This is a genomic window from Lacibacterium aquatile, assembly GCF_042683105.1.
Taxonomy (GTDB): Bacteria; Pseudomonadota; Alphaproteobacteria; order Elsterales; family Elsteraceae; genus Lacibacterium; species Lacibacterium aquatile.
This window is the reverse complement of record NZ_JBHUIP010000003.1, coordinates 392,087-417,171: the sequence shown is the minus strand read 5'-3', so window position 1 is coordinate 417,171 and position 25,085 is coordinate 392,087. Positions and strand designations below refer to the sequence as shown.

At 62.4% G+C, this 25,085-nt stretch carries 27 protein-coding genes; 11 read left to right on the top strand and 16 right to left on the bottom strand.

The window, feature by feature from the left end:
- Nucleotides 1-28 precede the first annotated feature (28 nt).
- A complete protein-coding gene (locus ACFSM5_RS03975) occupies nt 29-2,029 on the bottom strand; it encodes a sensor histidine kinase (protein WP_379874943.1) in 2,001 nt (666 codons plus the stop codon).
- 206 nt (nt 2,030-2,235) lie between these two features.
- Here ACFSM5_RS03975 and ACFSM5_RS03970 point away from each other — a divergent pair, with 206 nt between their 5' ends.
- Nucleotides 2,236-2,634, top strand: a complete 399-nt coding sequence (locus tag ACFSM5_RS03970; protein ID WP_379874942.1) for a hypothetical protein — start codon at nt 2,236-2,238, stop codon at nt 2,632-2,634.
- Nucleotides 2,635-2,662: 28 nt separating this feature from the next.
- Complete coding sequence (locus ACFSM5_RS03965; RefSeq protein ID WP_379874941.1) at nt 2,663-2,872, top strand: SHOCT domain-containing protein; 210 nt, start codon at nt 2,663-2,665, stop codon at nt 2,870-2,872.
- Between the two features lie 48 nt (nt 2,873-2,920).
- Here the strand turns inward: ACFSM5_RS03965 and ACFSM5_RS03960 are convergent, their stop codons facing one another.
- On the bottom strand, nt 2,921-4,600 hold the full coding sequence (locus ACFSM5_RS03960; protein ID WP_379874940.1) for a methyl-accepting chemotaxis protein: 1,680 nt from the start codon (nt 4,598-4,600) through the stop codon (nt 2,921-2,923).
- Between the two features lie 429 nt (nt 4,601-5,029).
- Between ACFSM5_RS03960 and sdhC the strand changes: the two genes are divergently transcribed.
- The 7 genes from sdhC (at nt 5,030) to ACFSM5_RS03925 (ending at nt 10,006) form a co-directional block, all read left to right on the top strand.
- Complete coding sequence (gene sdhC, locus ACFSM5_RS03955; protein WP_379874939.1) at nt 5,030-5,416, top strand: succinate dehydrogenase, cytochrome b556 subunit; 387 nt, start codon at nt 5,030-5,032, stop codon at nt 5,414-5,416.
- A gap of 4 nt (nt 5,417-5,420) precedes the next feature.
- Complete coding sequence (gene sdhD, locus ACFSM5_RS03950; protein ID WP_379874938.1) at nt 5,421-5,807, top strand: succinate dehydrogenase, hydrophobic membrane anchor protein; 387 nt, start codon at nt 5,421-5,423, stop codon at nt 5,805-5,807.
- A gap of 17 nt (nt 5,808-5,824) precedes the next feature.
- A complete protein-coding gene (gene sdhA / locus ACFSM5_RS03945) occupies nt 5,825-7,618 on the top strand; it encodes a succinate dehydrogenase flavoprotein subunit (protein WP_379874937.1) in 1,794 nt (597 codons plus the stop codon).
- A gap of 18 nt (nt 7,619-7,636) precedes the next feature.
- Complete coding sequence (locus tag ACFSM5_RS03940; protein WP_379874936.1) at nt 7,637-8,416, top strand: succinate dehydrogenase iron-sulfur subunit; 780 nt, start codon at nt 7,637-7,639, stop codon at nt 8,414-8,416.
- Between the two features lie 111 nt (nt 8,417-8,527).
- Nucleotides 8,528-9,718 (top strand): cell division protein ZapE, encoded by a 1,191-nt coding sequence (zapE, locus tag ACFSM5_RS03935; RefSeq protein WP_379874935.1) that lies wholly within the window; start codon nt 8,528-8,530, stop codon nt 9,716-9,718.
- The gene (locus ACFSM5_RS03930) at nt 9,718-9,855 is read left to right on the top strand and encodes a CPCC family cysteine-rich protein (RefSeq protein ID WP_379874934.1); all 138 of its coding nucleotides are present in this window, start codon (nt 9,718-9,720) and stop codon (nt 9,853-9,855) included. The genes zapE and ACFSM5_RS03930 overlap by 1 nt, the downstream gene beginning before the upstream one ends.
- The gene (locus ACFSM5_RS03925; RefSeq protein ID WP_379874933.1) at nt 9,833-10,006 is read left to right on the top strand and encodes a CPCC family cysteine-rich protein; all 174 of its coding nucleotides are present in this window, start codon (nt 9,833-9,835) and stop codon (nt 10,004-10,006) included. The genes ACFSM5_RS03930 and ACFSM5_RS03925 overlap by 23 nt, the downstream gene beginning before the upstream one ends.
- Nucleotides 10,007-10,130: 124 nt before the next feature.
- Here the strand turns inward: ACFSM5_RS03925 and ACFSM5_RS03920 are convergent, their stop codons facing one another.
- From ACFSM5_RS03920 to ACFSM5_RS03910, 3 genes are all read right to left on the bottom strand, one after another.
- Nucleotides 10,131-10,472: a cupin domain-containing protein gene (locus tag ACFSM5_RS03920; protein WP_379874932.1), complete on the bottom strand. Its 342-nt coding sequence runs from the start codon at nt 10,470-10,472 to the stop codon at nt 10,131-10,133.
- Nucleotides 10,469-12,154 (bottom strand): Na/Pi cotransporter family protein, encoded by a 1,686-nt coding sequence (locus tag ACFSM5_RS03915; protein ID WP_379874931.1) that lies wholly within the window; start codon nt 12,152-12,154, stop codon nt 10,469-10,471. The genes ACFSM5_RS03920 and ACFSM5_RS03915 overlap by 4 nt, the downstream gene beginning before the upstream one ends.
- An 84-nt stretch (nt 12,155-12,238) precedes the next feature.
- Complete coding sequence (locus ACFSM5_RS03910) at nt 12,239-12,673, bottom strand: Lrp/AsnC family transcriptional regulator (RefSeq protein WP_379874930.1); 435 nt, start codon at nt 12,671-12,673, stop codon at nt 12,239-12,241.
- A gap of 133 nt (nt 12,674-12,806) precedes the next feature.
- On the opposite strand from ACFSM5_RS03910, the gene ACFSM5_RS03905 reads away from it, so the two are divergent.
- The gene (locus tag ACFSM5_RS03905) at nt 12,807-13,877 is read left to right on the top strand and encodes a saccharopine dehydrogenase family protein (RefSeq protein ID WP_379874929.1); all 1,071 of its coding nucleotides are present in this window, start codon (nt 12,807-12,809) and stop codon (nt 13,875-13,877) included.
- Nucleotides 13,878-14,121: 244 nt separating this feature from the next.
- Here the strand turns inward: ACFSM5_RS03905 and ACFSM5_RS03900 are convergent, their stop codons facing one another.
- The 9 genes from ACFSM5_RS03900 to ACFSM5_RS03860 form a co-directional block, all read right to left on the bottom strand.
- Nucleotides 14,122-15,459, bottom strand: a complete 1,338-nt coding sequence (locus ACFSM5_RS03900; RefSeq protein WP_379874928.1) for a bifunctional folylpolyglutamate synthase/dihydrofolate synthase — start codon at nt 15,457-15,459, stop codon at nt 14,122-14,124.
- Between the two features lie 8 nt (nt 15,460-15,467).
- Entirely contained in the window at nt 15,468-16,361 is an 894-nt protein-coding gene (gene accD / locus ACFSM5_RS03895; RefSeq protein ID WP_379874927.1) for an acetyl-CoA carboxylase, carboxyltransferase subunit beta, read from the bottom strand.
- A 34-nt stretch (nt 16,362-16,395) separates the two neighbouring features.
- Entirely contained in the window at nt 16,396-17,124 is a 729-nt protein-coding gene (pyrF, locus tag ACFSM5_RS03890) for an orotidine-5'-phosphate decarboxylase (protein WP_379874926.1), read from the bottom strand.
- A 31-nt stretch (nt 17,125-17,155) separates the two neighbouring features.
- Nucleotides 17,156-18,271: an FAD-dependent oxidoreductase gene (locus tag ACFSM5_RS03885; protein WP_379874925.1), complete on the bottom strand. Its 1,116-nt coding sequence runs from the start codon at nt 18,269-18,271 to the stop codon at nt 17,156-17,158.
- Nucleotides 18,268-19,209, bottom strand: coding sequence for a bifunctional Delta(1)-pyrroline-2-carboxylate/Delta(1)-piperideine-2-carboxylate reductase (gene lhpI / locus ACFSM5_RS03880; protein WP_379874924.1), 942 nt, complete (start codon nt 19,207-19,209; stop codon nt 18,268-18,270). Before lhpI ends, ACFSM5_RS03885 begins: the two co-directional genes overlap by 4 nt.
- A 12-nt stretch (nt 19,210-19,221) precedes the next feature.
- Nucleotides 19,222-19,518 carry a lipopolysaccharide assembly protein LapA domain-containing protein gene (locus ACFSM5_RS03875; protein WP_379874923.1) on the bottom strand — a complete coding sequence of 99 codons (297 nt, stop codon included), beginning with the start codon at nt 19,516-19,518 and terminating at the stop codon, nt 19,222-19,224.
- 9 nt (nt 19,519-19,527) lie between these two features.
- The gene (ihfB, locus tag ACFSM5_RS03870) at nt 19,528-19,830 is read right to left on the bottom strand and encodes an integration host factor subunit beta (RefSeq protein ID WP_379874922.1); all 303 of its coding nucleotides are present in this window, start codon (nt 19,828-19,830) and stop codon (nt 19,528-19,530) included.
- 148 nt (nt 19,831-19,978) lie between these two features.
- The gene (locus ACFSM5_RS03865) at nt 19,979-20,461 is read right to left on the bottom strand and encodes a peroxiredoxin (protein ID WP_379874921.1); all 483 of its coding nucleotides are present in this window, start codon (nt 20,459-20,461) and stop codon (nt 19,979-19,981) included.
- A 33-nt stretch (nt 20,462-20,494) separates the two neighbouring features.
- Entirely contained in the window at nt 20,495-22,528 is a 2,034-nt protein-coding gene (locus ACFSM5_RS03860; protein ID WP_379874920.1) for a protein-disulfide reductase DsbD family protein, read from the bottom strand.
- Nucleotides 22,529-22,583: 55 nt separating this feature from the next.
- On the opposite strand from ACFSM5_RS03860, the gene ACFSM5_RS03855 reads away from it, so the two are divergent.
- Entirely contained in the window at nt 22,584-23,153 is a 570-nt protein-coding gene (locus tag ACFSM5_RS03855; protein WP_379874919.1) for a YqgE/AlgH family protein, read from the top strand.
- 79 nt (nt 23,154-23,232) lie between these two features.
- On the opposite strand, the gene ACFSM5_RS03850 is transcribed toward ACFSM5_RS03855, so the two are convergent.
- Complete coding sequence (locus ACFSM5_RS03850) at nt 23,233-23,922, bottom strand: nucleotidyltransferase domain-containing protein (protein ID WP_379874918.1); 690 nt, start codon at nt 23,920-23,922, stop codon at nt 23,233-23,235.
- Nucleotides 23,912-25,081, bottom strand: coding sequence for an acetylornithine deacetylase (argE, locus tag ACFSM5_RS03845; protein ID WP_379874917.1), 1,170 nt, complete (start codon nt 25,079-25,081; stop codon nt 23,912-23,914). The genes ACFSM5_RS03850 and argE overlap by 11 nt, the downstream gene beginning before the upstream one ends.
- Nucleotides 25,082-25,085 lie beyond the last annotated feature (4 nt).

Here is a 25,085-nt window from a genome sequence, read left to right as displayed (position 1 = left end):
ACACGATAAAGACGCAAGAGCTGGGGGCTTACTCGCGGACAGCCACACATCGATGGGTCGGAAAATAGACCGTTGCCGTCGTTCCTTCCCCTTCGGCAGAGATCAACTCCAGTCGCGCACCGTGCAGTTCCGCCAGCGATTTGACCAACGGAAGCCCCAGACCGACGCCGTTGTGATTGGCCTGCATAGGATTATCAAGCTTCCCGAACGGCAGCATCACCGTCGGAATATCGGCTGGATTCATGCCGATGCCTTCATCCTTGACGATCAGCACCATGCCGCCATCCTTGCCCCGCGTGAAGCTCAAGGCGACTTTTTTGCCGGCCCCGCTGAACTTGATGGCGTTGGTGACAAGGTTCAGCAGGATCTGCCGGATCATCCGGGTATCGGCGCGCAACGCCACCCCTTCGGCCAGACATTCGGCCAGTAGGGTCACGCCAGCTTTATCGGCCTGTTCGCGCACGAGCTTGGTGCAGGTCGAGAGCAACCGTTCGAGGTCGATGACCTCTTCCTGCAGCCGTACTTCGCCCGCTTCGATCTTGGTGAGATCCAGCAGATCGTTGATCAGCGCCAACAGATGCTGCCCCGACAGATTGATGTCGCGGGCGTAATCCGCATAACGCTCCAGCGCATCTACGTTTTCGCCAAAAAGCTTTTCGGAGATGATTTCCGAGAACCCGTTGATAGCATTGAGCGGCGTGCGCAGTTCGTGGCTGATATTCGCCAGGAAAATCGATTTGGCGCGATTGGCATCCTCGGCCCGGTCGCGGGCGCGGCGCAATTCTTCTTCATGCAGCAGCAAGGCGGTTATGTCCGTGCGGATCAGGACGCGACCGCCGCCCTTGATGCGATGTTCGCTGGCACGCACCCAGCGCCCGCCGGCAACCTTCAGATATCGCGGATCACCTGTGCCAGCGCGGATACGCTGCAGAATGATCTGGATGACCTGGTCTTTATCATCGACCCCATCGACGGCGACATCGCCGCTCGTCACCGCCGCCGTTGTCATGTCTTCCAGGCGCGCACCGGGCACCATCAGGCGCCGAGTGGACGGATACATCTCCAGCGCGGTCCGGTTAGCCAGCACAAGGCATTCGTTTTCGTCCAGCAGCAGGAAGCCGTCGGGCACCACTTCCATCGCCATCCGCAGCACGGAATTAGCGATATTGGCGCGGTTTTCCGCTTCGATCCGGGCCGTCAGATCCGACCCGGTGCCGCGATATCCGGCAAAGCCACCATCATCCTCATAGACCGGAACACCGGAAATGGAGGCAAAGGTCGCGCCGCCGTCCGGACGCCGCATCTCGAGCATCATATTGCGGAAGGGCAGACGCAGACGCAGACGGCGCAGGATCTCGGTATAATGCGCGTCGGGGCGGATCAGTTCAGGCTCGAAAACCGTCCGCCGGATCACCCGCTCCAGCGGAATACCAGTCACATCGGTGAAACGCTGCGAGATATAAGTCAGGCGCCCCTCGGCATCGGCTTCCCACAGCCAATCGCCCGCAGCGCTCGTAAAATCGCGGAAACGCCGCTCAGCCGCCCGCTGCTGACGTTCGGCACTGTCCCGCTGCAGAGCCAGCGCAACGATCTGCGCGCCTTCTTTCAGCCGCGCCCATTCGGCCGGAACCGGCCCCCGCGCTTCGCCCACATAGGCAGCCAAAGTGCCGGCAATGGCACCGCCCGGCAAGGTGATCGCCTCGGACCAGCAAGCCTTAATGCCATGATGCCGGGCACGCTCCCGAAATCGAGCCCAGGATGGGTCGCGGGCGATATCGACCGCCCCCATGGCGCCCTCGCCCGTATGCACCATGATGCCGTCCGACGCTTCGATCAGTTCGGCAGGCAGAGAGGGGGCCGCGGCGAGACGTAGGCTTTTACCTGCAGAATCGAGCAACAGGACACTGACGCGCGCGTTGGCAAGTTCTGCCTCAATCGTCCGCGCAACCATCTGCAGCAGATCGTTCAGCCCCTCGCCGCGCCCCAGCGCTTCCAACAGAACCAGGAAGCTTCCCTTGGTTTCCGTCATGATGGGAATAGTGTCGAACCGTCGCTCACGCGCGGTAGTGCGGGTACGGTCATTGAGGTCCGAACAAGAAAAAAGAAAACAAAAGCACAGAAGGCATCAGTCAAGAGCGTGACGTTCCGTTTAAGATTAACCGGCTTTAAGCTGGAGGCAAGCCTCATACAGCATTGCGATAGGCCAAACGGTCGATAACTGGTAGGCTCGGGCTCATGCATCTGCGTTTCCTTGCCCTGGCGATCCTGCTGACGGCTCCCATTCAGGACCTGTCCGCCCAGGATGCGCCTAAGCCGCCGCCACGCAAGGCCGCACCTGCCAAGCCTGCGCCGAAAGCCCAGTGGCTGGACCCCAATGTGCAACATCCACCGCCCACAAAGGTCGGATCGAGCATGCGTCCCTTTGCCCATCAGTTCCAAGCCTGCCGTGACAAGACGATGCAGACACTGGTCGGCCTGCCGCGCGAAGCCGCCTTCAAGAAGGTCGGCGAGATGAAACTGATGATGGTGCGCGTTCTTCATTGGCGGCAGCCTGTGAATTTTGAGGTCGTCCCGGAACGATTGACCCTGGTTCTGAGTGATAATGGACAGGTCGTTAAGGCCTTCTGCCGTTAACCCACTTGAGAACCGAGGGAGAAACGCCATGCGCCTATCTCACGCGACACTTGCTTTGACTCTGCTCATGGGCATTCCGCTGGCTGCCTGTGGCGGCGATGCGGAAACCACCACTGCCGTCCGCGGCACCACTACGGGTCAATCCCTGATCGACCTGCGCCGCGCCTACGAACAGGGACTCATCACCCAGACTGAATATGAAGAGCGCCGCAGCGACATTCTGGCCCGTAGCGAATAGAAAAGTGGGGACCAAATGGTCCCCGCTTCCTCTTTCAACGGAGCCGTATCAGGCCACGCGGATATTATGCAGGAAGGTTTCGACATCCTGCTTCAGACGTTCGCCTTGCTGGGCCAACTCGTCGGCAGCGCCCAGCACCTGAGTGGCGGCCGAGCCCGTCTGGCCAGCCCCGCGCGTCACATCGACGATATTCTCCGAAACCTGCTGGGTACCGGTCGCGGCCTGCTGGACATTGCGGGTGATTTCCTGGGTCGCAGCGCCCTGCTCTTCCACAGCCGAAGCAACGGTCGAGGCAATCTCGTTCATGCGCTGAATGGTACGGCCGATGCCTTCGATGGCGACGACGACACCCGCCGTTTCACCCTGCACAGCGGCCACCTGGGCCGAGATTTCCTCGGTGGCTTTAGCGGTCTGCTGAGCGAGGTTCTTCACCTCCGCAGCAACCACGGCAAAGCCTTTGCCCGCTTCACCGGCGCGCGCGGCCTCGATGGTGGCATTCAGCGCCAGGAGGTTCGTTTGGGCCGCCACATCGCTGATCATCTTCACCACATCGCCGATCCGCTGGGCGGAGTCGTTGAGCTTGCGGACCTGACCCACAGTTTCCTGGGCATCGCTACCGGCGCGGCTTGCGATCTCGGCAGATTCGAGAACCTGACGACCGATTTCACCGATCGAGCTTGCCAGTTCCTCCGAAGCGGCGGCTACGGTCTGCACGTTGGCCGTCATTTGTTCGGACGCAGCAGCAACCGTTGCCGCCTGATTGTTGGTCGCGCTCGCCGTTTCAGTCATGAGTTGGGCTGTCGCCTGCAACTCGGTCGCCGCCGACGACAGGGTCCCCAGAGCCTGATTTGTCGTCTGGTCGAAGGTCGCGATATAGGCTTCGATACGCTGCTGACGGGCGGCCTTCTGTTCCTGTTCGGCCTTCTGGGCCAGTGCCAGACGCTCGGCTTCGATCAGGCCGGAGCGGAAGATGTCCAGGGCTTGGGCCATCTGACCCACTTCATCCTTGCGCTCGGTCCCGACGATCTTGGTGTCATAGTCGCGGCGCGACAGCCCCTGCATCGCATCGGTGATCAGCGACAACGGGCGGGTAACGCCCCGCAGGACGAAGAGAATAACGAAGACAGCGATCACACCAGCGCCCGCCGCCAATCCCGCCGATACCATCAGACCCACGGTCGCCTGCTGACCGGCATCGGTCGCCGCTTCTTCAGCGACCTTCACGATGGCGGCGCCCAATCCATCCAGAGCTTCAGAGACTTCATTGAAGGCGCGCGCATTTTGGCCGTTGAACAACGCCAGAGCAGCCTCTGTCTCGCGCTGTTCGGAATAGGCCATCACCCGGTTGTGACCTTCGATATACTTCGCCCACATCGCTCGGATTTCGACCATCCGCTTCTGGGCGGCTTCGGTCTGCGGGTAACTGTCGTATTCTTTGGACTTATCAGCCAGCTCCTTGGTCACCGCTTCGATGCGGGCTTCGGCAGCGCGCTCGGCAGCCGTCGTCGTCGCCTGAATGTGAGTCGCTTCGGCGACGCGATAGTCTGACGTCAGGGTATTGAGCTGCTGGATGATAATGGCCCGCGGCATGCGGGACTGGGCGATGTCCTCAAGCGAAGCGCGCACGGCAAACATCTGCCAAGCACCGACGACCGCAACCAAGGCTGCACAGGCCACCAGCATTGCAATGGCGCCGACCAGTTTGGCGCGAATCGTAAGCGTCTTCATCTCTAAAGAACCCCCAGTTCAGGCATAATTGAAACTTGAGCCGGAATGTGAGGTATCAGTGTAAACAAAATACTAAACCTGCAATCACGATTCGCATAGCAGACGCTCATCTACTGTCCGAATCGCCAAATCATCAAAATTACATTGTTAAGTTCTACAGAAAATGCATAGCCCTATGCGGTTGACGCCGAAACATAAAATTTTACAAATAATTCTGATTGAGAAAACGTTTCACCTGAATCTTTTCATCTTTAAAAAGAGCAATTGAGTATAAATCGCAATTGCGATAACTGTCGCAATCCGAGCCATGCCCTGTGCGTATTGCCACATTCTAGGCCGATTCGTTGACTTGGGCGCTTTAGGGGGATAAATCCCTCCTAAGCCCTGTCTTCTTAAAAAGATTCCAGGCTCGGAAAGGACCGCCAAAAAATGGACGCCCGTAACCGTCCCCTGTCTCCGCACCTGCAGATTTACCGTTGGCATCTGCTTATGGCGATGTCGATTTTCCACCGCGTCACCGGATGCGCGCTGGCTGTCGGAACTCTGCTTCTCACTTATTGGATCGTAGCTGCTGCCAGCGGTCCTGCTGCTTTCGCCACCGCGTCTGCGATCATCGGATCGTGGATCGGCCTGCTGGCCCTATTCGGCTGGAGCTTTGCCCTGTTCTATCACCTGGCAAACGGCATCCGGCATCTGATCTGGGACAGCGGTCGCGGCTTCGCCATTCCCCAGGCCTATCTGTCGGGCCGGGTGGTTCTGGGTGTCGCCACCGTCCTGACCGTGCTGGCGTGGGTCGCCGGCATCACGTTGAGGTAAGCCGATGAAGACGCAAGGAATGCGCACGATGCTGGGCCGCGTTCGCGGCCTGGGTTCGGCAAAGGAAGGGGTCGAGCATTGGTGGATGCAACGCGTAACCGCGGTTGCACTCGTTCCGCTGCTCCTGTGGTTCGTTATCAGCGTGATCGGTCTGGTGGGCGCACCTTACGAGGCTGTCGTCTCCTGGATGGGCCATCCGGTCAGCGGCCTTCTGTTGATCCTGCTGATCGTGGCGGTCTTCCACCACGCGCAGCTGGGGATCCAGGTGGTGCTGGAGGATTACGTCCATAACGAGGGCGCCAAGATCGCCTGCCTGCTGGCAGTGAAGGGCGCCGCCCTGCTGCTGGGCGGGATCGGGGTCGTCTCGGTCCTCAAGCTGATGCTGCGTTAAGGAGGGGCCCGGACATCATGGCCACCGAATATAAGATCATCGACCATACCTACGACGTCGTCGTCGTGGGTGCCGGCGGCGCGGGTCTGCGCGCGACGCTGGGCATGACGGCAGCCGGTCTCAAGACCGCCTGCGTCACCAAGGTCTTCCCGACCCGCTCGCACACCGTGGCAGCCCAGGGCGGTATCTCTGCCTCGCTCGCCAACATGGGCGACGACAACTGGCGCTACCATATGTACGACACCGTCAAGGGGTCGGACTGGCTTGGCGACCAGGACGCCATCGAATATATGGTGCGCAACGCCGTTCCCGCGATCTACGAGCTGGAACATTACGGCATGCCCTTCTCGCGCACCGAAGACGGCCGCATCTATCAGCGCCCCTTCGGCGGCCACACGCAGCGCTACGGCGAAGCGATGGCCAAGCGCGCCTGCGCCGCTGCCGACCGTACCGGCCATGCCATGCTGCACACGCTGTATCAGCAGTGCCTGAAGCATAAGGCTGAATTCTACGTCGAATATTTCGCCCTCGACCTGATCATGGACGAAGACGGCGCCTGCCGGGGCGTGATGGCTCTGTGTATGGAAGATGGCACCATCCACCGTTTCCGCGCCCATATGGTGGTGCTGGCAACCGGCGGTTACGGTCGCGCCTACCTGTCCTGCACCTCGGCCCATACCTGCACTGGCGACGGCAATGCCATGGCGCTGCGCGCCGGTCTGCCGCTCCAGGACATGGAATTCGTGCAGTTCCATCCGACCGGCATCTTCGGTTCGGGCTGCCTGATCACCGAAGGCGCCCGCGGCGAAGGTGGGTATCTCACTAACTCCAAGGGCGAGCGCTTCATGGAGCGTTATGCTCCCTCGGCCAAGGATCTGGCGTCGCGCGACGTCGTCTCCCGTGCCATGACGGTCGAAATCAATGAGGGTCGCGGTGTCGGCCCCAATGCCGACCACATCATGCTGCATCTGGAGCATCTGCCCGCCGAGACCCTGCATGAACGTCTGCCGGGTATCTCGGAAACCGCGAAGATCTTCGCGGGTGTCGATGTGACCAAGGAGCCGATCCCGGTTCTGCCGACCGTGCATTACAACATGGGCGGCATCCCGACCAACTATCACGCCGAAGTGATCCGTCCGACCAAGGAAAACCCGGATCAGACGGTTCCGGGCCTGATGGCGATCGGCGAAGCGGCTTGCGTGTCGGTCCATGGCGCCAACCGCCTCGGCACCAACTCGCTGCTCGATCTCGTGGTGTTCGGCCGTGCGGCTGCCCATCGCGCCGCCGAAGTGGTGAAGCCGGGCGCAACCCACAAGCCCCTGCCCGCTAATGCCGGTGAAGAGGCCCTGGCGCGCCTGGACCGCATCCGCAATGCCAACGGCAAGACCAAGGTTGCTGAAGTCCGCGACCAGATGCAGCGCACCATGCAGAAGCACGCCGCCGTGTTCCGCAATTCGGCGCTGCTGAAGGAAGGCGTCGAGAAGATCAACGAGATCGCCAAGACCCTCTCGGACATCACCATCGCCGACCGCTCGCTGATCTGGAACAGCGATCTGATCGAAGCGCTGGAACTCGACAACCTCATGGGTCAGGCCCAGGTCACGCTGGTTTCCGGCGAAGCCCGTCCGGAGAGCCGTGGCGCCCATGCGCACGACGACTTCCCGAACCGCGACGACGAAAGCTGGATGAAGCACACCGTCGCCTGGCATGACGCCGCGACCGGCAAGGTGACCCTCGATTATCGTCCGGTGCACTATTTCACCATGACGGACGAGATCGAAGTGTTCCCGCCCAAAGCGCGCGTCTATTAGGCGGAAGGGATATATCAGATGGCTACTTTCTCGCTGCCCGCCAATTCCAAGGTCAAGGAAGGCCAGACTTTCAAGGCGCCCGCCGGTGCCAAGAACGTCAAAGCTTTCAAGATCTATCGCTGGAACCCGGAATCGGGCGAAAACCCGAGCCTCGACACCTATGAGATCGATCTCGACGCCTGCGGCCCGATGGTCCTGGACGCCCTGATCAAGATCAAGAACGAGGTCGATACCACCGTCACCTTCCGCCGCTCCTGCCGTGAAGGCATCTGCGGCTCGTGCGCGATGAACATCGACGGCGCCAACACGCTTGCGTGCCTGAAGCCGATCGATGAGGTGAAGGGCGACGTCAAGATCTACCCGTTGCCGCACATGCCGGTGATCAAGGATCTGGTGCCGGACCTCTCGGTCCCCTATGCCCAATACACCTCGATCAAGCCATGGCTGCAGTCCGAAACCGTGGCGCCGCCCGACAAGGAACGCACCCAGTCGGTCGAAGAACGCGCCAAGCTCGACGGTCTGTGGGAATGCATCCTGTGCTTCTGCTGCTCGACCTCCTGCCCCAGCTACTGGTGGAACGGCGACCGTTACCTCGGTCCGGCGATCCTGCTCCAGGCCTACCGCTGGCTGGCCGACAGCCGCGACGAGATGCAGGGCGAACGCCTCGATAACCTCGAGGATCCGTTCCGTCTCTATCGCTGCCACACCATCATGAACTGCTCGCGCACCTGCCCAAAGGGTCTGAACCCCGCCAAGGCGATTGCCGAGATCAAGAAGATGATGGTGGCGCGGCGGTAGTTGCGTTGGCCTACCGGGCTTTGCCCTACTTGAGGCCACTTAACGCGTCATAGGTGGAATGAAGCCCTCGGCCTTGCCGGGGGCTTTCTTCTTTCGGTAAAGCTATCAGTCATGAGCAGCACCGAAGATTTCGAGCCCAACGACAGCATCACCGCCGCAGGACCGCTTGCCCGCTACAAGGCAGGCGTAAAGGCGGGCGAGATCCAGGAGGACCCGCTCCAGCTCGACATCATGGCGCGGCTGGAGAAGCTGTGTTCAGAACTGTCCGGCTATCAGCCGCTCGGCACCGAGGCCCCGCGCTGGATGGGCTGGCTGAAGCGCGAGAAGGCCCGCAGGCCTGCCCCGCGCGGCCTCTATATCCATGGCTCGGTCGGGCGCGGCAAATCCATGTGCATGGACCTCTTCTTTGCCGCCGCCCCTGTCAAGCAGCGCCGCCGTGTGCATTTTCACGCCTTCATGGCCGAGATCCACGACCGGCTGCACGCCCTGCGCTCCAAGAAGGGCCATGACGACGATCTGCTGGCGACAGTCGCCGCCGAAGTCGCGGAAGCCTCCTGGCTTTTGTGTTTCGACGAGTTCGTCGTCAATAATATCGTCGATGCCATGATCCTGGGCCGTCTGTTCCAGGCTCTGTTCGACAAGGGCGTGGTGATCGTCGCGACCTCGAACTTCGCACCAAAGGACCTCTATAAGGACGGGTTGCAGCGCGATCGGTTCGAGCCGTTCATCGCGATCATGGAATCGCGCATGGAGGTGCTGACGCTCGACGGGCCGAAGGATTATCGCCGCCTGCGCCGCGCCGGACAGCCGGTTTTCTATGCGCCGCTCGGAGAAGAGGCGACTGCCCATCTGCATGCCGCCTTCGCCGACCTGACGGACGATGCCGAGGGCGCGCCGGACGCAGTCGAAGTCTATGGTCGTATGATCCAGGTCGCCAAGGCCGCCAAGGGCGTCGCCTGGTTCGAGTTCCCCGACCTCTGCGCCAAGCCGCTGGGGGCCTCGGACTATCTCGCGCTCGCCCGCCGCTATCACACGCTCCTCATCGACCATGTACCGGAGCTGTCGGCGGATAATCATAACGAGGCGCGCCGCTTTATCACGCTGATCGATTCGCTCTATGAGGCGAAGACCAAGCTGATCATGGCCGCAGCCGCCATGCCAGATCAACTTTATCCCAAGGGCACCGGCGCTTTCGAGTTCCAGCGCACCGCCAGCCGCCTGATGGAAATGCAGTCCGCCGACTACGCCGCCCTCCCCACCGCCGCCAGCGAGGCGCGCGGCAGGATCGATGTGGTGGAGTAATGGGCAGATTCTTTTTCCGAAATAACTCTCAGCCGTCTTTTGAAGGCTATATGCACCGCTGTCCTTGCTGCCAATACCGTACTCTGGAACAGCGAGGCATTTTCGAACTTTGCGGTGTTTGCTTTTTGGGAAGATGACGGGCAGGACGATCACGACGCCGACCTAATTAGAGGCGGCCCCAATAGTGACCTCTCCCTAACTCAGGCACGGTTGAATTTTAAGAGTTTTGGGGCCAGCGAAGAGCGATTCCTCGAATCAGTACGTGCCCCACGCGAAGAGGAAAAATAACCTCGTCATCCCGGACTTTGATCCGGGATCTGGCGTGGCCGAACTCTGACCTGTTTTTTCGACGCGGTCCGTCTACACAAGATCCCGGATCAAAGTCCGGGATGACAGTTTTGTTTGAGAGTCTTTACCGCTCCAGGATCGCGTAGAGCTTCTTCAGCGGCTCCAGTGTTTCCCACTGGCCCTCGAAGCCGGAGGGGATGACGAAGGCGTCACCCGGCCCGAACTCCGTCACCGTCCCGTCGGCATCGGTCAGACGCGCGCGGCCCGAGAGCAACACGCAGAATTCCTCCTCGGTATAGGAGATCTTCCAGCAGCCCGGCGTCGAGGTCCAGACGCCGCAGAAGAAACGCTCGTCCCCGCCGGTATATTGGTTCGCCGTCGCGGTCACGGGATTTCCGGACAGAATGCCCTTGGGCGTGCCCGCTTCGGCTTCGGCGTTGGGATCGATGCGTTTGATCTTGATCATGAATGTTTCTCGGCCATCGCTGTTTCGGGCTTGGGCTTTGACCGTAGCCGGGAAGCGCGCAGTTCCCCAGCTTCTTCCAGAATAGCCCCCGCCCCGGCGGTCAGATGGGCATTGATGCGGCGCAGATCGCGCAGGAAGTCGAGATGCAGGGCGCTTGTCTCCAGCGTCTCCTTGCGACCCGCGCGCAGACGGTCGAAATGGGCCTCCGTCGCCTTGGTTTCCAGGCGCCGCACGGTTTCCTTCTCGCCGATCAACTGGCGCGCCGCTGTCTTGTCGCCCGACAGGAAGACCGAGGTCGCGAGCCTGCCGTTATCCACCAGCCGTGCCATCAGCCCCAGGATCTCCTCGCGCCCCTCGGCCGAAAATGACAGGTGCCGCTTGATCTTCTTCGCCACCAGTTCCAGCAGGCTATGGTCGAGGATATCGCCCGCATGCTCGATATTCATCGACATGGCCAGCACTTCGGAAACGCGCTTATTGGTCGCCTCGTCGAGGTCGTCGGGGCGCAGCTGGGCAAGATAGCGCTTGATCGCTTCCTGCTGCTGATCCAAACGGTCGTCGAGCTTGCGTACCAGGGCCACCCGCTTGCGGTCGTCCGTGCGCACTGCCTCCATGGCGCCGACCATCATCTCCTGGAGCGTATCGGACATGCGCATGACCTCGCGCCCCGCATTCGCGACGGCCAATTCCGGCATATCGAGGGCGGCGGGGTCGAGGTATTTTGGGGCGGCGAGATCTTCTTCCCCCGTCCCGCGCTCGGGCATGTAGCGCTCCAGCGCCTTGGCAAAAGGCGCAAGCGGCAGGATGAAGAGAGCCGCCAGCGCCAGGTTGAAGGCGACATGGAAGTTCGCAGCCAGAGTGACCGGACCGCCCAGACGCAGCATCAGGTCGGTCAGGCTCGGCAGGAAAGCCAGTACCAGCACGCAGCCGACCAGACGGTTGATCAGGTTACCCATCGGCAGGCGGCGTGCCACGGCACTGTCGCGCGGGCCTTCAATGATCGGATTGACGGCGCTACCCAGATTCGCGCCCGCCACCATCGCCAGGGCTGCCTGGGGCTCCACCACCCCGGCGCCTGCAAGCGAGGAGATCAGCAGTACCACGGCGACGCTGGAATGGGCCGCCCAGGTAAAGACCGCCGCTAGCGCCATGCCCATGAAGGGATCGGCGGCCAGGGCGCCCAGCAGATGGCGCAACACCGGCGCGCTTTCCACGGGCTTCAGAGTTTCGAGCAGCAGATAAAGCGCCAGCAACATCAGGCCCAGGCCGATACCGACCCGGCCGAGATCATGGGTGCGCGTCTTTCCGCCCTGGCGAAAGGCCATGTAACCCGCCAGCAGGAAGACAGGCGCCAGCAGCGAGATGTCGAAATGCACCAGTTGCACGATCACCGTGGTGCCGATATTGGCGCCCAGCATCAGGGCCAGGGCGGGCATGAGAGCGATGGTGCCGCTGGCCGCGAAACTGGCTGCCATCAAGCCGGTCGCGGTCGAGCTTTGCAGCATCGTCGTCACCGCCGCACCGCTCAACAGCGCCGTCCAACGGTTGCGCATTCCCATGCCCAGGAACCGGCGCAGATCGGCGCCAAAAGCCCGGATCACGCCGCTTTTGACCATATAGAGCCCCCAGAGCAGCAACACGACATTGCCGATCAGATGCAGCAGAATCTGCCAAGCGCTCATGGAACCTCCTCACCAATCGCGTAAAAATGCGCGATTGATCAGTTTAGTTCCCATAATCGAAAATTAGAATGAAAATTCTGAAAGTCAGCCGCGCTCAAATTTGACATCAAGCACAACGGCCGACTGAGTGCGGCGCACCCCCGGCAAACGGCCGATATCGTCGAGCAGGCGATCCAATGCCTTGGGTCCTTCAGTTTCAACCAGGATCGCCACGTCGAATTCCCCGCTGACGGTGTGGCAGCGCTTTACTTCCGGACGCACCCGCATGGCCTGCTGAAGCTGCGGGGCATGGCGGGCATCCAGGCTGATGAAGACATGGGCGCGGAACCCGTCTTCCGGCGTAGTGGCGAACCGCACCGTATAGCCGGCGATGACGCCCAGGCGCTCTAGTCGGGCCAGTCGTTCCTGAGTTGCCGAACGCGACAGATCCACCTTGCGCGCCAGCACCGCCGTCGGGGTGCGGGCGTTCGCTTGCAGCAACGAGAGCAGCGTGCGGTCTATCGCGTCGAGTTCAGCCATAGGCGAAACGTCTGCCATACCGATGAAACGTTGGCAATAGGCACTTAAACAGACGAATCGATGGGTCGCTTGCCGACACTTGTCCAGTGCAGTCTGGAAATAACGATAATTCAATCTCTTGGGAGACTTTCACATGCGTCACGTTCTGATCCTGGGTGCCGGTCGTATCGGTCGCTCGATGACCGCCCTGCTGCAGGGGACCGGCGAGTATCAGGTGACGCTGGGCGATCGCGATCCCGCCACACTGGCTAAATGCACCACCAAGGGTGCCCAGACCCTGGGCATCGACAGCACCGACATGAACGCGCTGAAAGCCGCGATGGCAGGCAAACACGCCGTCGTCGGCGCCGGTCCCTATGCCGTCAATGTCTTCATCGCCGAAGCGGCGGCCGCCTGCGGCGTCGATTATTTCGACGTGACCGAGGATGTCGAGGTCACGAACCAGGTCCGCAAGTTCGCCAAGGGTGCCAAGTCGGCCTTTGTGCCGCAGTGCGGTCTTGCCCCGGGCTTCATCTCCATTGTCGCCAACGATCTTGCCAAGCAGTTCGAAACCCTGCGCGAACTGCGCCTGCGCGTCGGCGCCCTGCCCCGCTTCCCGGCCAATCGCCTGGGCTATAACCTGACCTGGAGCACAGACGGCCTGATCAATGAATACCTCAACCCCTGCGAGGTCATTCACGATGGTCGCCGCGTCCTGGTGCCGCCCATGGAAGGCGAGGAGCGCTTCGCGATCAATGGCGTCGAATATGAAGCCTTCACCACCTCGGGCGGTGTCGGCAGCCTATGCGAGACCTATGACGGCAAGGTCGAGACCCTGACCTACAAGACCATCCGTTATCCGGGCCATTGCGAGGCTATGCGCCTGATCCTCGAGGATCTGCACCTGAAGTCGCGCCGCCCGCTGCTCAAAGAAATTCTGGAAGGCGCGATCCCGGAAACCCGCCAGGACGTCATCATCGTCTTCGTGACCGCCACCGGCATGCAGGACGGCCGCTTGAACCAGATCAGCTTTGCCCGCGCGATCCATGGGGCAGAGCTCGATGGTCATGCCTTCAGCGGAATCGAGATCACCACCGCTGGCGCCGCCGCCGCCATGATCGACCTGAAATACCAGGGTAAGCTGCCGCAATCGGGCTTCGTGCGCCAGGAAGACGTCAGCCTCGCCGACTTCCTCGAAAACCGCTTCGGCAAGGTCTACGCGTAAGGCTTAAAGGCACGGGGCGCGCCGCCCCGTGACCCGCTTACTGGGAGGCCGCGCTGGATAGGCACCCGGAGGAGATCCCGTGGTCGGGCCACGGGATGACGACCTCTTTTGTGTCCTGCTTTAAAAGCGAAGGCCGGGGGCATGAGATACTAGGCGTCAAGAAGCGCAGGACCGGAGCGTACTTCCTGTACGTGAGGATCCGAGCATTCTAGACAACGACGTAGGTCGTGCCCCCGGGCGAGCGTTATTCGACGGGGTCGTCATCGCAGGTGGAGAGATGACATTCGGCGAGGACGTGGCCTGCCAGGTACAGCGAACCGCAGATCAGGATGCGGCTGCCATCGGCCCGATCGGCCAACTCGCGCAGCGCCTCAGCGACCGAGCCTGAGCGGGCGGTCTTCTTGATATCGAGATCGCGGGCAATCTCCGCCAGTTTCTCTGCCGGGATCGCCGCATGTTCGCCGGGCACATCGATTGTCCGCAGCTCGCTGATATAGGGCGCGATGGGGCGCAGGAAGCCTGCCGGATCCTTGCTGTCGATCATGCCCAGCACCACATGCAGCGGCTTTTTCCCCGCCCACTCCGCCAGCATCGGCGCCAAGGCCTCGCCCGCACCCGCGTTATGCGCACCGTCCAGCCATAGTTCGGCCGAGGCGGGTAGCAGGGAGACCAGAGGTCCGCTTTTGAGGCGCTGCATGCGAGCGGGCCAACGAGCGGACTTCATCCCTTCGGCAATCGACAGGGCCGACAGGCGCTGGAACTTCTTACGCAGGCGCAGGGCCGCCGCCACCGCCATCCCGGCATTATCGTACTGGTAAGGCCCAGGCAAAGCCGGGACAGGCAGCAGCAGACAGCCGTTTTCGTCCTGGTACTTCAGTCCCTCGGTACAGGGGCTGACAGACCATTGGCGCCCGAGAGTCGCAAGTTCCGACCCGACAGACGCCGCCTTAAGATCGATCACCGACTGGGCTTCGGATTCCTGGCGACCGACGACGGACGGCACGCCCTGCTTCAGGATACCCGCCTTTTCGCCCGCAATCGCCGCCAGCACATCGCCCAGATAATGCTGATGATCGAGGGAAACCGAGGTGATCGCCGTCATGAGCGGGGCATCAATGACGTTGGTCGCATCCAACCGCCCACCGAGCCCGACTTCGAGCAGCAGGACATCGGCTGGATATTGCGAGAAGGCTAGGAAAGCGGCCGCCGTCGTCACTTCAAAGAAGGTGATCGGCTCCGCCCCATTCGCCAGCTCCACCCGCTCCAGCGCATCGGCCAGTGCATCGTCGGAAATGGTCTTGCCGCCCAGCACGATACGCTCGTTGAAGCGCACCAGATGGGGCGAGGTGTAGGCATGAACCTTGTAACCCGCCGCCTCGAAAATCGCGCGGGTATAGGCGACAAAGCTGCCCTTGCCATTGGTCCCGGCGACATGGACGACCGGCGGCAGGCGCTTCTGCGGGTTATCGAGCGCCGCCAGCACGCGATACATGCGGTCCAGCGACAGGTCGATCACCCGCGGATGGAGCGCCTTCATGCGCTCCAGCAGTTCGGCGCAGCGTTCTGCCGCTGTCAGCGCCATGGGGCTGGCTACTCGGCTGCCGCGCCGCGCGGTGCTTCAAGCGACGGCGACGGCTTGCCGCGCATCAGGACCCGCAACATCTTGCTCAACGCGGCCTTCAGTTCGGCACGCGGGACTACGAGATCGAGGATGCCGTGCTGCAGCAGGAACTCTGCGCGCTGGAAACCTTCGGGCAACTTCTCGCGGATCGTGTTCTCCACCACGCGGGCACCAGCGAAAGCGATGAGGGCACCGGGTTCGGCAATATGAATATCGCCCAGCATGGCAAAGCTGGCCGTGACACCGCCGGAGGTCGGGTCGGTGAGCAGCACGATGTACGGCAGGCCCGCTTCCTTCACCATATCGACGGCAATGGTCGTGCGCGGCATCTGCATCAGGGACAGGATACCCTCCTGCATGCGCGCGCCGCCTGAAGCCGGAATGACGATGAAAGCGGCTTCGTTCTTGACCGCTTCACGGGCAGCAGCCAGCAGGCCATCGCCCACGGCCGTTCCCATGGATCCGCCCATGAAGGAGAAGTTGAAAACGGCGACCACGGCCGGAATGCCGCTGATCGTGCCGCTGCCGACCTTCAGCACGTCCTGTTCGCCTGTCTTGGTCTGGGCTTCCTTAAGGCGATCCGAATAGCGCTTCATATCGCGGAACTTCAGCGGATCCACGATAGGCTTGGGCATATCGACCAGGGCCCAGCCGTTGTCCAGCAGCAGGTCGAGGCGCTTCTGGGCATCGAACTTCATATGGAAATTGCAGTGGGTGCAGACCTGCAGATTGGCTTCCAGCTCGCGATGGAAGATCATCGACTGGCAGGAGGGGCATTTGACCCACAGGTTATCCGGCACTTCGGCAGGCTGGCCAACCCAGGCACGGATCTTCGGGCGAACGAAATTGGTGAGCCAGTTCATCGCAACGGCACCTTAACTACTGTAACGGTCAGAATCAGGCGGCTCGAGCGGCACCGAGCATTTCTGCCCGGCAAGCCGCCGCCGCTGCCTGCGGATCGGAAGCTTCAGTGATCGGCCGTCCGATCACCAGAATATCGGCCCCGGCCGCGACGGCCTGGGCGGGAGTCATGATGCGCTTTTGATCGCCTGCCGACGCAAAGCTGGGGCGGATGCCCGGCGTAATCAAGAGCGCACGCTCCCCAAGCAGCGCCCGCATCGCGGCAGCTTCATGGGGAGAACAGACGATGCCATCGAGGCTGGAGGCCATCGCCAGTTGGGCCAGACGCTGCACCTGGGCAGCCGCCGGTCCCTGCTGTCCGGTCGCGACAAGATCCTCATCACCAAGAGAGGTCAGGACCGTAACGCCGACGATGGAGGCGGGAGCCACACCGGCAGACTGGGCGCCGATCTGGATCGCATCGGCGGCAGCCCGCATCATGGCTTCGCCACCCGAGGCCTGGATCGTGATGACCCGCGCGCCCAGCGGCGCCACGGCCCGCAGGGCACCCGCCACCGTGTTCGGGATATCGTGCAGCTTCAGGTCCAGGAAGATCGGCAGGCCAAAAGCCTGGATCGCCTTCACCCCGGCGGGGCCGTGGGCACAGAAGAATTCCAGGCCCAGCTTTACGCCGTCGATGGTCCCGGCAAGGCTCTTAGCCCAGTCGGTCGCCTGCGCCAGATCGACAGTGTCGAGGGCGCAATAGAGGTGCGGGGTTCGGATCATGCCGCTGCTATAGCAGATCGTAACACGGCTGTCAGGGGGCTTCGCCGGTCGCCCAACGGCGTACCTGCTCTGCATCCGCTGCGCCCATCACCACATCGGCAGCGCGCGTACCGACGATCGAGCCGAACTTGAAGCCGTGGCCGGAGCAAGGCGACAGGATCAGCGCCTTGTCCCGCGCCTCGATCAGCAGCTTCTCGTCAGGCTCCACCGTATAGAAGCAAGCCTTGCCTTCGATGATCCGATAATCGCCGTGATTGCGGAAACGCCCGGCGCATTTATCCAGGATCGCCTGGGCTTCGGCCTTAGCCACAATTCGCTCCGCGCTGGGGTCACCCTGGCGCGAGAAGATATGATCACCGATCTTCAGGCCCGTCCCCGGCGTGGGCGGCACCAGATAGAAGCCGTTGTTGCCGCCATCGATATCCAGCAGGCAGGGCATCTTGCGCCAGGCATCGGCCGTTCCGGCAGGCGGGCGCACATAAATCACGATCTGGCGCGATGGCGTCACCCGGCTGGCCATATCCGGCAGCAGCTTGGTCAACCAGGCCCCGGCGGCAATGACGATCTTATCGGCCGTGAGCTTGCTGCCATCGGCCAGCGTCACGCTCGCCGTTACCGGATCGACATCCTTCACCTGGGTAAATGGGCGGATATCCATGCCCTGGAAAGTCAGGTGACGATACAGAGCCGCCACGATGCGTCCACAACGCAGGGTACCGCCGGTCGGCAACCGGAACCCGCCGTCGAGATCATCCAGCATCAGCAGCGGATAGTCCCGAACCAACTGCGCGGGCGACAACCATTCGACATCGATGCCCTGGGTCGCCAGCACATCGGCCTGTACCTTGGCACGCGGCGTATTCGGGCCGCCAAAAACCAAGGTGCCGCTCTCGTGGTAGTGTCGCTCGCCCAGGTCCGCCCACATCTCGTCCCAGGCGCCAAAAGCCTGCCGGACCATGGCGACAAAGCCGGGCTTATCGCCATAGGGGTAACGGATCAGCCGGTGATCATCGACCGAAGAGCCAACGGGATTGGGAACAGCGCTCTGCTCGAGCACCGTGACATTCGCGCCCTTCTTGGCAAGCTGCCAAGCGGTCGCGAGGCCCATGATGCCTGCCCCGATAACGATGACCTTGGGTTTGCTCATCGGCTCACCTGGACCGCCAGTTCGGCCGCAGCCAGATCTTCCAGCGCCGTGCCGACCGATTTGAACAGCGTAATCTCGTCCGCCGACCGACGCCCGCCGACCTTCTTGCGTGCCAGATCGAACAGATCGCCCCGGATCGCCTCCTGTGTCAGCACGCCGCTTGCCAGCGGCTGCACCAGATCGCCTGCCTCCTTGGTCGCGCCAGCCCGCGTGTCGCAGAAGACCGACGCCCGCCGGATCGCGGCATCATCCGTCTCGCGCATCTCCGGGGTAAAGCCGCCCACAAGATCCAGATGCGCGCCCGGCTTCAGCCAATCGCCCTTCACCACCGGATCGCGCGACAGCGTGGCGCAGCTGACGATATCCGCCGCCGCAACTGCCGCTTCGCCATCCGTCGTCACCTCAAACGAGACGCCCGGCATCTTGGGCAGACTGTCGCGCAGGGCGCAGGCTTTATCTTCACTGCGACCGACCAGAATGATCTTTTTCAAAGGGCGCACGGCGGCATGGGCTTCGATCAGATGCGGCGCCAGCGCGCCCGTCCCCACCATCGCCAGCGTGGCGGCATCGGGGCGCGAAAGATACCGCGAGGCCAGGGCTGAAGCGGCAGCCGTACGCCGAACGGTCAGCATCGGCCCATCCATCAGCGCGAGCGGCGCCCCGGTTTCCCCGGAGAACAGCAGGTAGACCCCCATGACCGACGGCAGCGAGCGTGCGCCATTATCGGGGAAGACATTGACCATCTTCACGCCGATATGGCGCCCGCTGGTCCAGGCGGGCATCAGCAGCAGCGTCGCATCAGACCCGCCCGGCACCGGGACGGTATGATGATGGCGTACCGGCACCGTCACATCGGCACAGAAGGCTGCATCGAGCGCATCAATAAGAGCCGGATAGGTCAACTGGCGGCGCAGGGTGGCCGCGTCAATCATCTTCATGGAAGAACGCCTTTAGGGCTTGGTCGCTGGAACGGTGGGCTTGGCGACCGCCAGCTCCTGCTCCAGCTTGGAAATCTTCTTTTCGCGCGCTTTGGCACGGGTGCGCCAGTTCAACAGCGGGATCCAGCTAAGTCCGGCACCGCACAGCAACCCCAGGAACAGCGTCCCCAGCACCAATACAAAAGCGGGAGTCTCCACTGCCAGCGCAAAGGGCCAAAGGTCGATGGTCACAGGCTGACGGTTGGCCACTGCAAAGATAATGCAGACCAGGGTCAGCGGCAGGGTGATGAGAAGCGAAAGGCGGCGCATGGCGGCCGCTTAATCGTCGTCGCCGGTATCGACGCCGCCGTTGAGCCGGTCGCGCAACTGCTTACCTGTCTTGAAGAAAGGCACGGCCTTTTCATCGACCGAGACGGCTGCACCGGTGCGCGGGTTACGCCCGACACGCGATTCCCGGCGCTTGACCGAAAAAGCACCAAAACCGCGCAGCTCGACACGGTCACCGCGCGACAGAGCACCGGCAATCTCGTCGAAAATCGTCGACACGATGCGCTCCACGTCCCGTTGGTACAGGTGCGGATTCATCGATGCCAGACGCATGATCAATTCGGACTTGGTCACAGATTGCCTCCCCGGCCCCAGAGCATACGCTCCAACTGGCCTAGAGCGTGACGATGAGTGAGCCCACAGTCAAGGGGCAAGCCCTTATATCCGTTCGGATTTTTCGTATTACAAGGGGGCTTTTGGGCCCCCTTGTCGCAAGAAAGGCTTAAAGCTGCCCCAGCACGTGGTCTGCCGTGGAAACTTCAAAGGCGCCCTGGGCTTCCACATTCACTTCCGTCACGACGCCATCCTTGGCGACCAGCGAGAAGCGCTTGGAACGGGTTCCCATGCCATAGGCCGAGAAATCGGCATCGAGTCCAAGGGACTTGGCGAAGTCTGCATTGCCGTCCGCCAGCATCAGAACCTTGTCCCCAGCGTCCTGCGACTTACCCCAAGCGCCCATGACAAAGGCATCATTGACTGAAACACAAGCGATGGTATCGACGCCCTTGGCCTTCAACGCGTCGAATTTCTCGATGAAGCCCGGCAGATGCTTGGCGGAGCAGGTCGGCGTGAAAGCGCCCGGCAGGCCGAACAGAACCACGGTCTTGCCCGCGAAAATCTCATCGGTCGTGATGTCCTTGGGGCCGTCAGCGGTGAGGGTGCGCAGTTTGCCTGCGGGGATCTTGTCGCCCTTAGCGATGGTCATTTTTCGATTCTCCCGAGTTTAGGTGGCGTGACTTTAGCGAGGTGCCGCTGCGCGCGAAAGGGCATCGATGACCGCCCCCTCGGTCAGCAGCTCCGGCAGCGTGATACCGCCTGGTGCCCCAGGGCCATAGACGATATTGAAGGGAATACCATAACGCCCGTGCTGGGCCAGGAAGGCCGAGATGGCCGGATCGGGTCGGGTCCAGTCAGCCTTGAGGCCCAGGATCTCGCCGCTCGCCAGCTTGGCGGCAACCGCGCCGCGGTCCAGCACCGCCGCCTTATTGACCTTGCAGGTCAGGCACCAGTCGGCGGTGACATCGACCAGCACCACGCGGCCCTCGGCGACCAGCGGCGCCACTGCAGCCGCACTCCAGGGCTGCCAGAGGGCATCAGGGCGGGTGGTCACCGCAACCGGGGGCAGAGCCAGCGGCCCTAAGAAGGCAAAGACCAAAGCCAGCACCGCCGCCAGATGAAGGCGGAACTTCAGGGCAAATCCGGCCACGACCAGCGCACCGGCCACGGCCAAAGCCGCCGGGCCGCCTGCCGTCGCGAACAGCACGCTCACCAGCCACACCGCCGTGCCCAGCAACCCAAACCCGAGGATCACACGCAAGGTCAGCATCCAACGGCCAGGACGTGGCATCAGTCGAGCCAAGGCCGGAACAGCCGCCACCAGCAGATAGGGCGCGGCGAAACCGACCGCCAGCGCGGTAAAGATCGTCAAGGTCTCGCCCGAACTGCCCGCCATCGCAAAGCCGACAGCGGTACCGACGAAAGGCGCACTGCAGGGTGTTGCGAGCAGCGTCGCTACCACGCCGGTCAGGAACTGGTCCAGCAGCGGGTTCTTCGCCCGCGCGCCGCCAAGCCCGGCAAGGCGGGCGGGCAGCAGGATCTCGACCCAGCCGAACAGGGATGCCGTGAACAGGGTCACCAGCGCCGCCATTCCGGCCAGGAAAACCGGCTGCTGGAACTGGATGCCCCATCCGACGCTCAAGCCCGCCGCTTTAAGGCCGATGACGGCCCCCGCCAGCGCCAGAAAACTCACCAAGATGCCCGCCGATGTGGCGAGGAACCCGCGCCGGACTGCCCCCGCGCCCTCGGATGCCGCGCCGACCACCGACAGCAGTTTCAGGGACAGCACCGGCAGCACGCAGGGCATCAGATTGAGGATCAGCCCGCCCAGCAGCGCTATCGCGATCAGGCCCGTCCAATCGGGCGGACTGCCGACTGGCCCTTCCACCGGCAGGGCGCTGATCTCGGCAAGCGTCTCGCCATCGATTAGCGTCAGAGTGATGGGCTTGCCCACAAGATCGGCCGCCGTCCCACCTTTGAGTGCCAAAGTCAGCACGGTGTCCTCACCATCGCGCCGCATCACCGGCACCGTGCCGCCAATGTTGCTGGGTGCTTCCAGGATCAGATCCGGGTTCGATAGACGCCCCCCTGCGATCCGCACTTCAAGCTTGTCGACCCCACCATCGCGACCGACGACAACCGACTGCAACCCCAGGCCATAGGCCTCCAGCGGCCCCGGCACCAAGCGGGTGAATTCCCCCAGACGAGCCGCTTCTTTCGACGGCCCCACCACCCCATCGGAAAGAGCAAGCCGCAATTCCGCCTGATAAGGCACACAGATTTCAGCGCAGGCGAGGTAATCGACGGTCACCACCGCCTCGACTGCCACGCCGGGCGTCTCCAGCGTTGCCGTTACCGGCATGACAACCGCTTTGCTGTAGGCAAAGGTTTCGATGCCTAAGAGACTTGCCCGCTCGGGCGCCGGAAAGGCCAGAAAGGCCGACGTGAGATTGCGCGAGGCACTCCAATCGGCGGTCGGCGGCAATCCGGCTTCACCCGGCGAGCGCCAATAGCCGTGCCAACCGGGGGCGAAGCGGAATTCGAGCCCCAGGTCGATACGCCCGGCGCTCCCCACCGCATCGACGGCGGAAATCAGCCGGACAGCGGCATTATTGTCACCGACCCAGGGGGAGGAGGCTGCAAAAACCGGAAGCGTGACCAGCGACATAAACGTCACAAGTATTGCCCGAAGCCGCTTCACGATTGCCACGCCCATCCCCATCTTCCACTATGAACTCACCAGCCCTTAGATAAAGGCGACTTAGCGCGGAATGAAGACCTCCACCAGCCCCTATCTCACCGGCCAGTTTCTGATCGCCATGCCCCGCATGTCGGCAAAGCCCTTTGCCCGGTCCCTCGTCTATATCTGCGCGCATACCGACGAAGGTGCGATGGGGTTGATCGTCAATCAATACGCCGGAAAGATGACCTACGGCGAATTATTGACGCAGCTGGAGATCCCGACCGCCGTCAAGATCGACGACCGCCGGGTGAACTACGGCGGCCCGGTCGAGCCGCGCCGGGGCTTCGTGCTGCATTCCACCGACCGCACCGAGGAAAGCTCGCTCCTGGTGTCCGAAGAGATCGCCCTCACCTCGACCGTCGATATCCTGCGCGCGGTCGCCGAAGGCAAGGGGCCGAAGAACTGCCTGCTGGCCCTCGGCTATGCCGGATGGGCGCCAGGGCAGCTGGATGACGAGATCCAGCAGAACGCCTGGCTATCGGTCGAGAGCGACGACACGCTGCTGTTCGACGCCGATATGGACACAAAATGGCACCGCGCCATCGCCAAACTCGGCATCGACGTCGGCATGCTGTCGGCTGAAGTCGGGCACGCTTAGGAGTTTAGCCCCCTTCAAATGAGGCTGTGGCCCCAAACTTGACACGAAGGCTCCTCTAGAGCGGCTCAAAAGACTCTCGTCATCCCGGACCTGATCCGGGATCTTGTGTGGCAAACCTCCGTCCATCCTTTCGACGCGGTCCGCCTACACGAGATCCCGGATCAAGTCCGGGATGACGGCGATTTAGAGCACCAAGCCACACATGCCCGTCGCCATGGGCAGTAATGATAACCTCGCTCAGCCATTTCCGCTGCTCCTCGCCGAGCACCGGCAACGCCGCCTCGAAATCAGCCTGATCCTTCTCCCGCACTCCCTTTGCCTTGTAGAAAAGCTGCACCTCGGGCGGTAGGCAATGGTCGCTACCCAGAGCTGACAGAGGCAGCCGTACTCTCGGATCGCGCCGCGTCACCAGCGTATCGCCCTCGGCGCCGTCGAACATCACCTGCAAGGCCCAGGGATCGCTCGGCGTGCGGCGGCACCAGACGTCATGGACATCGGGCGGCACCGCCTCGCCCACGGCCCAGGGGCGCAAGGTACCGGGCGGATCGGCCATCCAGCAGTCCCAATCGGCGAGCATCAGGCGCAACGCCGCATGATCCCGGTGCAGGACCATGACGTCGATATCCTCATGCGCCCGGAAAGCCCGGCCCACCGCCCGCTCGATGGCGTAACCACCCGCCAGCCACCAGGGGAAGGAGGCGCCCGCGAAGAGCGCATCCACTTCCGCCGGTATCAGGGGCTGCCAGGGCTTGTCGTCTTCACGCAGCAAGGCGAGCGGTCAGATTGCGCAGGAAAACCTCGCATTGGCCGATCTGATCGATATCGATCCATTCATCGGCCTGATGGGCCTGATCGATGGAGCCAGGACCGCAGATGATCGAATCGATCCCGGCCTGCTGGAACAGACCCGCTTCGGCGCCATAGGCAACCTGGAGGGCGCGGTTGTTGCCCGAGACCGCCAGGGCCAGCGGCTCCAGGGTCGAGGCAGCATCGGGGCGCAGCGGCGGGATGGCGCAGATGGCTTCGGTCCAGATATCGGCGTCGGGATGTTCGGCGCGCAGACGCGGCATCGCCTCGGTTTCGATATAGCGCTGGATCGGCCCGGTGATGCTGGAGGCATCGTCCCAGGGCGCGAGACGGAATTCCCACGACAGGACGGCGTCCTGGGGGATGATGTTAAAGGCGGTGCCGCCCTCGATCATATTGCAGTTGATCGTGGTATAGGGCGGATCGAAGTCATAGCCCTCCCGCGCCCGTTCCTTGGCCCGCTTGGCTTCTTCCTCGATCGCGCCGACGATACGGGCGGCGGTGAAGATGGCCGAGGCCCCGCGATGGGGCTGGGAAGAATGCACCGGCACGCCGCGCACATGGGTCTGATAGCAGGCGCAGCCCTTATGGGCGTTCACGACCTGCATCAAGGTCGGCTCGCCAATGACCGCAAACCGCGGCTTGATCCCGACCTTCACGATATCGGCGATCATGTCGGCGGCGCCCAGGCAGCCGACTTCCTCGTCATAGGAAAAAGCCAGATGCACCGGATAGGGCAGCTTCTGGGCGATGATTTCCGGCACCATGGCGAGGGCGATGGCGCAGAAACTCTTCATGTCACAGGCGCCGCGCCCATAGAGACGACCGTTCTTTTCGGTCACCTTGAAGGGATCGCTGGTCCAGGCCTGCCCAACCACCGGCACCACGTCGGTATGGCCGGAGAGCACGAGCCCGCCGTTCATGCCGCTGGCATGCCCCGGCAGGGTCGCGAACAGATTGGCTTTCTTGCCACTCGCATCCCGGGTCAGCCGGATCTCTGCGCCCCAGCTTTCCAGATAGGTGCGGGCAAAATCGATGAGATCGAGGTTGCTATCCGCCGAAACGGTCGGAAAACCGATCAGACGGTCGATCAGGGCGCGGGAAGAGTAAGTTTCAGCCACCGGT